The sequence below is a fragment of the Roseiarcus sp. genome, from assembly GCF_049514155.1.
Lineage (GTDB): Bacteria > Pseudomonadota > Alphaproteobacteria > Rhizobiales > Beijerinckiaceae > Roseiarcus.
Map to the genome: position 1 here is coordinate 41,743 of NZ_JBEKVH010000004.1, position 12,704 is coordinate 54,446.

The window sequence follows — 12,704 nt, forward strand, 5'->3', positions numbered from 1 at the left end:
CGCGAAGAAAAGAGCGACCAAACGGGAACGCCAAAGGGAGGACATGATGATTCGCCGCTTGACGCTGGCGGCTGCGGCCGCCGTCGCCTTTTCGTCCGCCGCCTTCGCCGCCGACGTGGTCGGCGAATGGAAGCGTGACGACGGCAAGTCCAAAGTGCGCTTCGCGCCCTGCGGCGGCGGCGCGGTCTGCGGTTCGGTCACCTGGCTGCGCGACGCCGACAGCCCGGCCAAGGTCGGTCAGCAAGTGTTCTTCGACATGAAGCCGAACGGCGAGGGAACCTGGGCCGGCTCGGCGTTCAATCCCGACGACGGCCGCGCCTACTCCGGCAAGATGACGCTGGCGGGCGAACATCTGACGACCGCCGGCTGCGTCTTCGGCGGCCTCATTTGCAAGTCGTACGACTGGACGCGCGCGCGATGACGCGCGCTGTCCGCGTCGGCTTGGGGCTCGCGGCGCTGGCCGCGTCGCCGGCGATGGCGCTCGACTGTCAGCGCGCGGCGACGCCGAGCGAGAAGGCGATTTGCGCCGATCCGATCGCGCTCGCCGCCGATTCCGATCTCGGCAAGGCGTTCGATGCGTTGCGCGCCTCTCTCGATCCGAAGGGCAGGACGCAGCTTGTCGCCGCTCAAGTCGCGTGGCTGGGCTTACGCGACTCGAATTGCGCCGACGAGAAGGGCCCGGCGCTCGGCGCCTGCCTCGCCCGCGAGACCCGCGCGCGCGTCGCCTTCCTCGCCGGCGCGCCCGAGGCGGGGCCCGGCGCGCCGGGCCGACTCGCGCCAGTCTTCCGCATGCAGAAAGGCGGCAAGGGCCGCACCGACGTCGACGTGCAACTGCTGAAGTTCGTCGACGCCGCAACGCCGGCCGAGCGCGCGTTCAACGCCGCGGTCGACCGACTGACCAACGACCTCGAGAATCCAGGCAAGGACGATCCGCTCGCCGACCAATGGTCCTATATGTGGTCGATGCGCATGGCCTACGCTTCGCCGCGGCTGATCTCGGCCCACGCCGACGGCGATTCGTTCATGGGCGGCGCCCACCCCAATTCCTACAGCGTCAACGTCAACATCGATGGCGCGCGCGGCCGCGAGGCGACGTTCGCCGACATGCTCGACAAGCCGGCGGCGGACAAGATCTTCGCGCTGTGCCTGAAGCAGGTGCGCGACCAGAAGTCGGCGCGAGAGGGGTCGGCCGACGACGATTCCGGCGCGCCGAAGACGCTCGCCGAAAGCGTCGCCGAGGCGACTGCCGACCTCAAGGCGTGGAGCTTCGGCGCCGACGCTGCGACGGTCTCGTACGATCCCTACGCGGTCGGCGCCTATGTCGAGGGCGCATTCTCCTGCAGCGTGCCCTACGCGACGCTGCGGCCGTCGGCGCGCGCCGATTTTCCGTTGCCGTGAGCGTCGACGCTCAGGCGCTGCGCAGCGTCGCGATGCGCGAGCCCGGCTCGAAACGCGTCGCGTGCCGACTGACCAGCGGTTCGAGCGACGGCGGAAAGCGGAATTGGTTGCGGCCGGCCGCTTTGGCCTCGTAAAGCGCGCGGTCGGCGAGCCCGTAAAGGCGGTCGAAGCCGTCGCCGTTCTCGCGCAATGCGATTCCCGCCGAGACCGTCACCCGCAAGGTGATGTCGTCGATCAGGATCGGCGTCGCTCGCAGGCGATCGCGGAACGCGAGCAGGCGCTCGACCATGTTCTCGAGCGAGGCGCGCGACGTCAGCAGCGCGAATTCCTCGCCGCCGATCCGCGCGACGAGGCCGAGGGCGCCGAGCTCCTCCTGCATCATCCGGCCGACCGTGCGCAGCGCCATGTCGCCGACGAGATGGCCATAGGCGTCGTTGACCGACTTGAAGCGATCGAGGTCGAAGATCGCCAGCGCCAGCACTTCGGCGAGCGAAGACTCCGCGTCCTCGATCAGCGCCCGGCGGTTGGAAAGGCCGGTCAGGGAGTCGATGCGGCCCAACGCGTCGGCGAGTTCCTTGGCGCGAAACAGTTCGAGATGGGTGTGCCCGATCGAATAGGCGATCGGCGTCGCGATGGCCAGACAGACTGCCGTCGTGACCGACCATGACCGCAGGCATCGCTCCCAATCGACGAAGAAAGCGAGCTGGTTGACGACGTCGACGGCGAGGGCGAAGGCGAGTGCGAACGCCGTGACCAACGCCACGTAGCGCAGCAGCTCGCGCTCATTGCGGATCGTTGGACGCGCGACGGCGCCGAAGGCTTTCATGGACGCGACTCCGCCTGGCTCTCCTGCGGCCGGCGCGCGTCCATCGATAGCGTTTATCCGCTAACGGCGGTTTAATCGATTTGTCGCAAATCGCGCCGCTTTGTGTCCGGCCGGGCGGCGCTTTACTGCGCCGCTTTGGCGCCAGGGAAAGCGACCTCGACCAGCGTCCCCTGCTGCTTGCGGCTCTTGATCGAGAAGTCGGCGTGGTTGGCCTCGGCGAGCGCCTTGGTCAGCGGCAAGCCGAGGCCGGCGCCGCCAGCCCGCTGAGCCGCGTCGCCGACCTGGCGGAACGGTTCGAGCGCCGCGGCGATCTCATTCTCGTTCATGCCGACGCCGGTGTCGCGCACGCGGATGACGGCGGCGCCGGCCTCGTCGAGCGCGGTCGAGACGATCACCTGTCCGCCCGGTTCGTTGAACTTCACCGCGTTGGAGAGCAGGTTGAGCAGGATCTGGCGCAGCGCCCGCTCGTCGGCCATCACCGGCGGCAGGCGCTCCAACAGCGACAGGCGCATGATGATGCGCTCCTGCGCCGCTTGCGGCTGCATCAGCGAGACGCATTCGCGCACGACCCGGTTGGCGTCGACCGGCGCGAACTCGAGCTCGAGCTTGCCCGCCTCGATCTTGGCGAGATCGAGCAGGTCGTTGGCGAGGCTCATGACGTGCCGCGCCGAAGCGTGGATGTCGCGGACGTAGTCCTTGTAGCGGTCGTTGCCGATCGACCCGAACCGCTCCTCCATCATCACTTCGGCGAAGCCGAGAATCGCGTGCAGCGGCGTGCGCACCTCGTGACTGACGCGGGCAAGGAACTCGGTCTTGCGCGCGTTGGCCTGTTCGGCGGCGTCGCGCGCCGTCTCCAGCGCGCGTTCGGTCGCCTTCGACATTCCGAGGTCGCGCAAGGCTGCGCAGTAGCGCGCCAGCGCGCCGGCGGAGACGAAGCGCGCCAGAGTCAAAGCGAGGGCAAGCGTTTGGCCGCGCCGGTCGCGGCCGGAGAGTTCCTCGCCGCCGCGCGCCGGCGGCTCCTCGCGCCGCGCCCGTTCGAAGCACGCCGCCGCTTCGCTCTGGCTCTGCGGCGCAAACAGAATGAGGAAGCTTTCGCCCGCCACTTCCCTGGCGTCGTAGCCGAACAAGGCCTCGGCGCCGCGGCTCATGGCGAGGACGCGCCCCGACTCGTCGAGCGTGACGACCCCGTCGGCGGCCGAATCGAGCAGCGCCTTGAGATCGCGCGCCTCGCGTTCGAAATTGCGCAGCCGCTCCTGGTATTCGACCTCGCGCGATCGGCGCAGCGACAGCAGAGTCGCCGGCGCGCCGTCCCAAGCGATCGCTTCGGCCAGCGCGTCGACGGCGATCAACTCGCCCCCCAATGCGACCAGCGGAATGGCGCCGCCCTCGCCCGATTCGGCCAGGGTCTGCGCGTCGCGGCCGCGGAACATGCGTTTGAGGCCGTCGGCGGCGCGAAACTCGGACAGATCGTGGTAGCCGGCAAGCTCAAGCAGCGTGCGGTTGAGGTAGAGCGGCTCGCCGGCGCGCAACACCATCGCGCCGATCGGCAGCAGGTCGAGCAGCGCTTCCGCATTGGCGCCGGCAACGCCTGAGGCGACCGCGGCTGGCTCGACGGCGGGCGGCGGGGCGAGGTCGAGGAGGTCGCGCGGCGCGCCGTCGTCGCCGTGGCTCGGCAGGCGCGCGCCGAGCGCGCGGGCGATTTCGCGGAACGCGTCGCGTTCGTGGCTGGAGAGTTCGACATTGTCGTCGTCGCCGCGGCGCGCTTCGGCGGCGGGGGGGAGCGGCGGCGTCGCGCCAGGGCGGATCGGCACGACGTTGGCGGCGGCGAGCGGCGCTGCCGGACGCAACACGACGATTTCGGCGCTGCGTTCGGCCGGCGGCGTCGGTCGGACCGGCGGCGCGGGCGCAACGGCCTCCTGCGGCGGGTTCGGCGGCGCCTCGGCCGCGGCTTCAGCCAGCGGGGACTCGGCCACAGCCTCGGCGGGCGGCGCGCTTGGCGCGTCCGGCGCCGCCTGATCGGCGAACAGTCCGAACCCACGCCAGCCGGCGAAGCGGCGGTCGCGATCGAATTCCGGCGCGCCGGACATCAACGCCAAGCGAGCGCCGTCCTTTTCGCCCCAGCTCATCGGCAGCGCGGCGAAAGTGCGGCGCGCCGCCAGCGCGTCGGCGAGCTTGCCGTCGCGATCGAAGCCGGCGCGGGCGCGGAACGTCGCCAGCGTTTCGCCGGTCTGCGGCGCGTGGTCGCCGAAGGCGTCCGCCAGCGCTGGGTCGACGGCGCCGAAACGCTCTTCGCCGTCGAGACGCCAGAGGAAGCGCCGCGGCGGCGGCGCGCGCTGCGGCTCGGGCGGCGGCGCGGCGGCGCGGATTTCGTCGGGCGTCGGCGGCGTGGCGAGGACCAGCCGGTCGCCGATCCTTCCGCACAGCAGCGCCAGCGGCAGCGGCCGCCGGCCGAGCCAGAAGCGCAGCGATTCGACCCGCGGCGGACCGGCCGCCGCAGCCTCGGCGAGGCCGGTCAAGCGCCGCGCGCCGGGGCTCGAAGGCGAGAAGAGATGCGCCTCCAGCGCGGCGAGGTCGGGCGCGGCGAACAGGGTCAGCGCCGCCGGATTGGCGAACAGGACCCGCGGGGGCCGGCCGACGGCCACGATCGTCGCCGCTCCGCGGGCGAGCCGCTCGGCGAACGGCGACCCCGCCAGCAGGGCGGCGGTCTCCTCGGCGCTGGCTACGGCTCTTTCGGAATCCATCGGCGGTGATGCGGTTGCGGGCGTCGGCGCGGCGAAAAGCGCACGGCAAAGGCATGCTTACCAAAAACTTAACGGTTGCGCTCGCCTTTCGTGCGCGCCATCCCCCGCCGCCCGGCAAAACGGTTAACGCGTGTTGCGGCGCAAAATTATGTTGCACTGCAGCAATGATTAGTCTATATGCCCGCCAACCAAAACCGCCGACGAGAGGACGCCGCAGGCGAGACCGACCATGACCAACCCCCCGTTTGAGATTCCCAACGAGCTTCGCGATTTCGCCGAACGCAGCGTCGACCAGGCGCGCAAGGCGTTCGAGGGCTTCGTCACCGTCGCCCAGAAGACGATCGGCGCGGCCGACGACGCCGCCGAGGCGGCGCAGAAGAACGCGAAGTCGGTTGGCGCGCAGGCGCTGAGCTTCACTGAGCAAAACGTCAACGCCGCCCTCGATCTCGCCCACAAGCTGGTTCAGGCCAAGGATCCGCAGGAGGCTTTCGCGCTGCAAAGCGAGTTCCTCAAGAGCCAGCTCGTCAGCCTCCAGGCCCAGGCCAAGGAGATCGGCGCCCTGATCCAGAAGAGCGCGACGCCCGGCGCCAAGTGATCGACGACGCGTCGTCGAAAACCCACTCATTCGCCGCCAATAGGGGGAATCCGAACATGGCGACCGCTCCAAGGAAAACCGCCCTCCCCGCCGGGCCGGTCGAGCCCGCCGCTTCCGTCGCTGAAAGCGTCGCCGCGCCGGCCCCGAGCCCTTCGCCGCAAATCTTCGCCGCGCCGGACGCGACGCTGGCTGAGTTGCACGGTCAGCTGCGCGCGGCGGCCGAAAAGGGTCTCGCCGAGACTCGCTCCGCTTATGTGAAGACCAAGGTCGCCGCCGAAGCGGCCGCCGACGCGCTGGAGACGAGTTACGCCGCCGCTCGCGCCGGCGTCGTCGCGATCAACGTCAAGGCGCTCGAATTGCTGACGGCCAACGTCGAAGCCAATTTCGATTTCCTCAAATTGGCGTTCGGCGTCGGCGGCTTCGCCGACTATGTCGCGCTGCAAGGCGAATTCGCCAGCGCTCGCCTCGACGCCGTCGCCGGCCAGGCCAAGGCGATCGGCGAATTGGCGCAGAAGACCGCCCTCGAAGCGCTCGAGCCGATCAAGGCGCAGGTCGAAAAGAGCTTCAAGCTCGCCCTCTGACGGCCCCCTTTCGGCGCGGTCCGGGCGCCCCGCCCGCGCCGCCGGCGGGCCGCCTTTAGGCGGCTTGCAAGCGCCGGGCTTTGACACTAGTTTCCCGCCCGTCGCCGCCATAGCTCAGTTGGTTAGAGCGCTAGATTGTGGATCTAGAGGTCCCCCGTTCGAGCCGGGGTGGCGGTACCATCCTCTTCCGCACGGCTGAGTTGAAGCGCAGCGCTTGTCGCTAACGCTCGGTCATCGCCTCAGAGACCGTCTTGGCGAGCGGCGACAGCAGGTAATCGATCACTCGCCGGCTCTCGGTCTTGATGTCGACGGTCGCCGTCATGCCCGGCGTCAGAGGGATCGTCGCGCCATCGACGCGCATCGCCGTTTCGTCGATCGCCACGGTTACGGGAAAGACGAAGCTCTGCGCCTGGCCGGGCGCGGCCGATTCGGGGGCGTTGCCGGGCGTGGTGGCGTTGGCGAGCGAACGCTTCGCCTGCTGTTCGTCGACCGCCGCCGCGGCGATGGCGACGACCTTGCCGTGCAGCGCGCCGAAGCGGGTGAAAGGGAAGGCGTCGAGTTTGACGGCGACTTCCTGGCCGACGCGGACGAAGCCGATATCCATGTTGGCGACCAGCGCCTCGACCTGCAGCGCGCCGTCGGTCGGCGTCACCGTCGCCAACTGCTGGCCGGCGCCGACGACTTGGCCGAAGGTCGTCACCGACAGTTGCTGCACGATGCCGTCGATCGGCGCGTAGAGCTTGGTGTTGGCGAGGCGTGCGGTCGCCTTGGCGAGCGCTTGGCGCGCCTCGTCGGCCTTGCGCGACGCCTCTTCCGCCTTGTTCTCGTTTTCGGCGATGAACTGCGACAGAGCCTTGGTCTTTTCGCTCTGCAGCTCGCCGATCGCGGCGTCGGTCTCGATCAACTGGCCTTGGTCGGAGGCGAGCGAGGACTGCGAGCGCTGCAGCTCCTCCTTGGCGTCGTAAAGGTTGATTTTGGTGCCGACCTTGAGGTCGATCGCTTGCTGGCGAGTGGCGACGCGATCGTTCAGCGTCTCGATCAGCGCCGTCTGATAGGCGATGCTCATGCGCAGTCGCTGCAATGTCGCCTGTTTCTGGGCGATCTGCTTGTCGAGCGCGCGCAGCGCGTCGGCGAGCTGGCTGAGATCGGCTGACAGCACGGCTTCTTCGCGCGCCTGCATGCCGTCCGGCGGCGGCTCGCCCCAATCGATCTTGCCCTGCGGATTGGCGGCGAGCGCTTCGAGCGCCGGCAAGGGCGCGCTGTTCTCGGCGCTCGCGCGTTGCGCGGCGCGCGCGGCGTCGATCGCCAGCCGGCGGCGGGCGATTTCGCTCAAGCCGGCCTGCAGCGCCTCGCGCGCCTCGCGTTCGTCGGCGGCGGATTCGGCGGGGTCGAACTCGAGCAGCAGGTCGCCGGCCTTGACCAACTGGCCGTTGTCGACCCGGATGGCGGCGACCTTGCCGGGATCGAGCGCCTGGATGACTTTGACCCGCCCCGTCGGCTCGAGCTTGCCGGGCGCGACGGCGTTGACGTCGAGCCGGCCGAAGAATGACCAGGCGAAGGCCGCCGCGAAGACGGCGCAAATCGTCAGCATGGTCACGACCGGCAGCGGCGAAGGCGGCGTCTCGAGGATCTCCAGCGCCGCGGGCAGGAACTGCCGGCTACGACCGGAGACGGACGAGGCGGCGCGGCGGCCGGCGGAGCGCGCGTCGCTCATCGCAGTCGCCGCTCCGGCTCGGATTGCAGTTGCCAAAGCCGCGCATAAAGACCGTCAGGACGGTCGAGCAGTTGCTCGTGCGTGCCGACCTCGACGATCTCGCCGCCCCGCATGCCGACGATGCGGTCACACTCGCGCACCGCGGCGAGGCGGTGGGCGATGATGATCACCGTGCGGCCGCGCACGATCGCGCGCATGTTGCGCTGAATGACGCGCTCGCTCTCGTAGTCGAGCGCCGAGGTCGCTTCGTCGAGGATGAGGATGCGCGGATTGGTGACCAGCGCGCGGGCGATGGCGACGCGTTGGCGCTGGCCGCCCGACAGGTTGGCGCCGCGCTCCTCGATGATCGTGTCGTAGCCTTGCGGCAGTTGGGCGATGAACTCCTCGGCGCCGGCGAGCCGCGCCGCTTGCATCACCAGCGCGCGCGGCGCGGCGGGATCGGCGAGCGCGATGTTCTCGTGGATCGAGCGGTTGAACAGCACGTTCTCTTGCAGCACGACGCCGATCTGGCGGCGCAGCCAGGCCGGGTCGAGTTGGGCGATGTCGACGCCGTCGAGCAGAATCTGGCCGGCGTGCGGGCTGTAGAGGCGCTGTATGGCTTTCGTCAGCGTCGACTTGCCCGAACCCGAAGCGCCGACGACCCCGATCACCTCGCCCGGCGCGATCGCCAGCGAAACGTTGCGCAACGCGTCGGGCGAGTCGAGCCGGTAGCGCAGCGAGACGCCGCGCAGCTCGATTGCGCCGGCCGGCGGCGGCAGGGTGAGCAGATTGCGCGGGACCGGCTCGGGCGCCGCGTTGAGGATGTCGCCGAGCCGGGCGACCGACACCTGCACCTGCTGGAAGTCCTGCCACAGTTGCGACAGGCGCAGGATCGGCTGCACCACCTGGGCGGCGATCATGTTGAAAGCGATCAGCTCGCCGATCGTCATCCCGCCCTCGATCACCGCCTCTGCGCCAAACAGCAGGATCAGCGCCGTCGTCGCCTTGCTGACGTATTGGATCAGGTTCTGGCCGAGCGAGCCGAGCACGCCGGCGTCGAACGAGGCGCTTACGTAAGTCGCGAGCCGTTCCTCCCATTGCGCCTGCATCATCGGTTCGACGCTGGCCGCCTTGAGCGTCTGCGCGCCGACGATCGACTCGACCAGGAACTGCTGCGAGCGCGCGCCGGCGTCGAACTTCTCGTTGATCCGCTCGCGCAGCGGCGGCCGGATCAGCACGGCGACGATGATGTAAACCGGAATCGAAGCGAGCACGATCAGCGTCAGCTTGGCCGAATAGAGGAACATCACGGCGAAGAACACGACGGTGAAGACGAGGTCGAGCAGCGAAGTCAGGCCCTGCCCGGTGAGGAAGCTGCGGATCGTTTCCAGTTCGCGCACCCGCGCCACCGTCTGGCCGGCCGCGCGCGTCTCGAAATAGGCGAGCGGCAGGCGGAAGAGGTGGTGGAACAGCCGCCGGCCGAGCTCGACGTCGATGCGGTTGGTGGTGTGGCTGAGCGTATAGGAGCGCAGGAACTGCAGCAGCGTGTCGAACAGGCCGACGACCAGCATGCCGACGACGATGACCGTCAGCGTCGCATAGCTCTTGTGCACCAGCGCCTTGTCGACGATGAGCTGGAAGAACAGCGGCGTCGCCAGCGCGAACGCCTGGACGAACAACGACGCGACCAGGACCTCGGCGAGCGGCTTGCGATAGCGCGCGATCGAAGGCAGGAACCAGCGCAGTCCGAACGCGGCCGGATCGGCGCCGGCGCCGGCGAAGCGGCGGGTGACGAGCACCATGGCGCCGCCGGTCAGCGCGGCCGCTTCGGCGACTGGCAGGTCGCGCGCGGTTCGCAACAGCGGGTCGATCAGCCTGACCGAACCCTTGACCGGCGCCGCGGCGAGAATGGCGAAGCCGCCGGCGGCGAGCGCGACCAAAGCCGGATAGGGCGCCGCGTCGAGGCGCTTGGCGCGATTTCCAGTCAGCAACCGCGCCTTGAGATTGAGCCGCTTGGCGGCGCGGACGAGATCTTCCGGCCCGGCGGCGTGGGCGCCCAGCGCGAGCTCGTGGCGCAATTGAGCCGGGTCGGCGGCGATGCGGTAGAAGCCGGCGACCATCGCCAAGGCGGTGAGCCCGGAATCCTGTGGCGGAGCGAGCGAGGACGGCGCGCCGGTCGGCGCCGCCGGCCCCGCAGCCGCAGGGTCGGCGGCCTTCGGACCGCCGGTCGCCGCTTCCGGCGTCGGCTGCGCGGGCGGTTCGTTCAGCCTGAGTGCGGCGCGCATGGCGGGGCCAGAATCGAAGGAGGACCGAACATCGAGCGTCGCGCGGCCGGGGGGCAAGCGCGGCGCGGGACCTAAGGGTCAAGTTGCCCATAAGATATTGCCAAGTCCTTTCTGACGCTTGGGCAAGCGACTCACGACGTTCAATTAATTCGGAAATTTTTAACAGACCACGCAAATCTCTTTTCAATAAAGGCGCCCTAACGTACGTTTCGACTGAACCTGATTTGCGTTCACCGGGGGTTGCGCGCTTGCGCCGCCGGGAGATGGAACGGAACGGGTGGTCGCGGGCGCTCTCGAACGCTGGAAGCGGTGCTGCGATGACGATTACATTGACCCTCGATCCTCAGACGCTTACGGAAGGTCAGACGATCTCCGCGTCGTCCTTCGTCACTTCTGTAACGGACAGCGCGTCTCGATCGATCACCAAGTACTCGGTCTACGACAGCGGCGCTGACGGCGGCTATTTCATTCTCAACGGCGTCAAGCTCTCAGATGGCGCGTGGCACAATTTGACCGCCGCGCAATTCGCACAACTTCAATATGTCGCCGGGCCCAGCGGCGGCAGCGAAACGATCAGCGTCAAGGCCTATGACGGCAAGTCCTGGTCCTCCGCCTATTCGACCACGGAGAAGACGACGGCGCCGTCCGGCTCGTCGAGCGTCAGCTCGCTGCTCGGGGAACTCGGCGTCTCCTCTACGATCACTCAGCAGGTGACGAGCAGCAATTCGCTGAACTATAACCAGATGCTGACCATCCTGCAGGACGCGGCGGTCGGCGGCATGACCGCGACCAAGTTCAGCGCCCTGCAGACGCTCGCCTCGATGCTCAACCAGTCGGGCGGCCTCTCGACCTCGGCCTACGTCCAGCAGATCGCCGACGACGTGATCCTCGGCAATCCGGCCAACGCCTATTGGAACGGCGGTTCGTCGACGACGACGAAGCTCGGCAATCTCAGCGCCAAGTCGACCCAGACCCAAGTCGACGAGCTGATCGGCAAATGGTTCCTCGGAACCGACCTGCCGAGTCTCAGCCTGTCCGGCATCGGCGAGTCGAATCTCAATCCGACCTACCAGACTTCGACCCTGCCGCTGTTCGGCAACACCGGGACGCCGAGTTACCTCGACGTCAACCAGGGTTATCTCGGCGACTGCTACTTCGTCGCGGCGCTCGGCGAGACGGCGTTGCAGGACCCGACCCTGATCGAGAACATGATCACCAACAACGGCAACGGGACCTATTCGGTCTGCTTCTACATCAACGGTCAGCCGGATTACGTGACCGTCAATTCGCAATTGCCGGTCATGGGCGGCGGTTACGTTTGGTCGAACGGCTCGACGCTGGAATTCTCCAACGGGACGGTCGACGATTGGGTAGCGCTGGTGGAGAAGGCCTTCGTCGAGCTCAACGAGCAGACCGCCGCGGCGAGTTACGGCGGCCACACGGCGGGAAACGCCTACGAGGACATCAACGGCGGCACGGCGATCACGCTGAGCGAAATCACCGACCAGACGTTCAACACCTACAATCTCAATCCGACGGAATCGACGTCGTCGCTCACTTCGCTGATGTCGACGCTTTCCACCGATTTCACCGAAGGCGACGAGATCATCCTGTCGACTCCCAACGTCGACATCGGCAATCTGGTCGGCGACCACATGTACATCGTCACCGGGATCAACCTCACCAACGGCACCGTCTCGATCCAGAATCCCTGGAACACCGCCTATTCCGGGTCGCTGCAGATGAGCTTCACCGACACGATCGCGCAGCTCGCCTCCGACAACGTGTCGATTTACTCCACCACCGGAACGAAAGTCGCCTGAGCCGTCGCTTCAGACCGTCTTATCCTCGTAGCGGCAGAGGTCGGCGATCGCGCAGCGCGCGCATGCGGGCGCGCGCGCCTTGCAGACGTAGCGGCCGTGCAGGATCAGCCAGTGGTGGGCGTGGCGCATGAACCGAGCCGGTATGATCTTCATCAGCCCGTCCTCGACCTCGCGCGGCGTCTCGCCTTTGGCGAGGGGAATGCGGTTGGCGACGCGGAAGACATGGGTGTCGACCGCGAGCGTCGGCGCGCCGAAAGCAACGTTGAGCACCACATTGGCGGTCTTGCGGCCGACGCCCGGCAACGCCTCGAGCGCGTCGCGGTCAGCCGGAACCTCGCCGCCGTGATCGCGGATCAGCGCCTGCGACAGCGCGACGACGTTCTTGGCCTTGGTGCGATAGAGGCCGATCGTCTTGATCCGCTCGGCGAGCCCCACTTCGCCGAGCGCCGCCATCTTGGCCGGCGTGTCGGCGACGGCGAACAGCGCACGCGTCGCCTTGTTGACGCCGGCGTCGGTCGCCTGCGCCGACAGCACGACGGCGACCAGCAGCGTGAACGCATCGACGTATTCGAGTTCGCTCTTCGGCTCGGGGTTGGCGGCCGCTAGCCGGGCGAAGATCGCTTCGGCGCGCGCCGCCGCGGCGGTCTTCGGCGCGCGTGCCGGGCGGCGGCGGACGGGGGATGCGGCCGGATTGCCTCGCGCCATGCGCGCCTTATAGTCGGCCTCGACCGGGTCGCCAAGCGGCGGCTTCGCCAGGGAGGT

10 protein-coding genes and 1 tRNA gene are annotated in these 12,704 nt (G+C 68.4%); 6 read left to right on the forward strand and 5 right to left on the reverse strand.

What is annotated here, in order from left to right; all coding sequences use genetic code 11:
• Nucleotides 1-46 precede the first annotated feature (46 nt).
• Nucleotides 47-421, forward strand: a complete 375-nt coding sequence (locus ABSF49_RS01080) for a DUF2147 domain-containing protein (RefSeq protein WP_424110781.1) — start codon at nucleotides 47-49, stop codon at nucleotides 419-421.
• Entirely contained in the window at nucleotides 418-1,398 is a 981-nt protein-coding gene (locus tag ABSF49_RS01085; protein WP_424110782.1) for a DUF3298 domain-containing protein, read from the forward strand. Before ABSF49_RS01080 ends, ABSF49_RS01085 begins: the two co-directional genes overlap by 4 nt.
• Before the next feature lie 10 nt (nucleotides 1,399-1,408).
• Here the strand turns inward: ABSF49_RS01085 and ABSF49_RS01090 are convergent, their stop codons facing one another.
• Together ABSF49_RS01090 and ABSF49_RS01095 are read right to left on the reverse strand one after the other, a co-directional pair.
• A complete protein-coding gene (locus ABSF49_RS01090; protein WP_424110783.1) occupies nucleotides 1,409-2,224 on the reverse strand; it encodes a GGDEF domain-containing protein in 816 nt (271 codons plus the stop codon).
• Between the two features lie 122 nt (nucleotides 2,225-2,346).
• The gene (locus ABSF49_RS01095) at nucleotides 2,347-4,965 is read right to left on the reverse strand and encodes a PAS domain-containing sensor histidine kinase (RefSeq protein ID WP_424110784.1); all 2,619 of its coding nucleotides are present in this window, start codon (nucleotides 4,963-4,965) and stop codon (nucleotides 2,347-2,349) included.
• 229 nt (nucleotides 4,966-5,194) lie between these two features.
• Between ABSF49_RS01095 and ABSF49_RS01100 the strand changes: the two genes are divergently transcribed.
• From ABSF49_RS01100 to ABSF49_RS01110, 3 genes are all read left to right on the forward strand, one after another.
• Nucleotides 5,195-5,560, forward strand: a complete 366-nt coding sequence (locus tag ABSF49_RS01100) for a phasin (protein ID WP_424110785.1) — start codon at nucleotides 5,195-5,197, stop codon at nucleotides 5,558-5,560.
• Between the two features lie 56 nt (nucleotides 5,561-5,616).
• Complete coding sequence (locus tag ABSF49_RS01105; RefSeq protein WP_424110786.1) at nucleotides 5,617-6,141, forward strand: phasin family protein; 525 nt, start codon at nucleotides 5,617-5,619, stop codon at nucleotides 6,139-6,141.
• 103 nt (nucleotides 6,142-6,244) lie between these two features.
• Nucleotides 6,245-6,321, forward strand: a tRNA-His gene (locus ABSF49_RS01110).
• A gap of 40 nt (nucleotides 6,322-6,361) precedes the next feature.
• On the opposite strand, the gene ABSF49_RS01115 is transcribed toward ABSF49_RS01110, so the two are convergent.
• Nucleotides 6,362-7,855: an HlyD family type I secretion periplasmic adaptor subunit gene (locus ABSF49_RS01115; protein WP_424110787.1), complete on the reverse strand. Its 1,494-nt coding sequence runs from the start codon at nucleotides 7,853-7,855 to the stop codon at nucleotides 6,362-6,364.
• Nucleotides 7,852-10,119 carry a type I secretion system permease/ATPase gene (locus ABSF49_RS01120; protein ID WP_424110788.1) on the reverse strand — a complete coding sequence of 756 codons (2,268 nt, stop codon included), beginning with the start codon at nucleotides 10,117-10,119 and terminating at the stop codon, nucleotides 7,852-7,854. The genes ABSF49_RS01115 and ABSF49_RS01120 overlap by 4 nt, the downstream gene beginning before the upstream one ends.
• Before the next feature lie 317 nt (nucleotides 10,120-10,436).
• Here ABSF49_RS01120 and ABSF49_RS01125 point away from each other — a divergent pair, with 317 nt between their 5' ends.
• The gene (locus ABSF49_RS01125; protein ID WP_424110789.1) at nucleotides 10,437-11,942 is read left to right on the forward strand and encodes a C2 family cysteine protease; all 1,506 of its coding nucleotides are present in this window, start codon (nucleotides 10,437-10,439) and stop codon (nucleotides 11,940-11,942) included.
• Between the two features lie 9 nt (nucleotides 11,943-11,951).
• Here the strand turns inward: ABSF49_RS01125 and nth are convergent, their stop codons facing one another.
• Nucleotides 11,952-12,647: an endonuclease III gene (nth, locus tag ABSF49_RS01130; RefSeq protein WP_424110790.1), complete on the reverse strand. Its 696-nt coding sequence runs from the start codon at nucleotides 12,645-12,647 to the stop codon at nucleotides 11,952-11,954.
• Nucleotides 12,648-12,704: the final 57 nt, after the last annotated feature.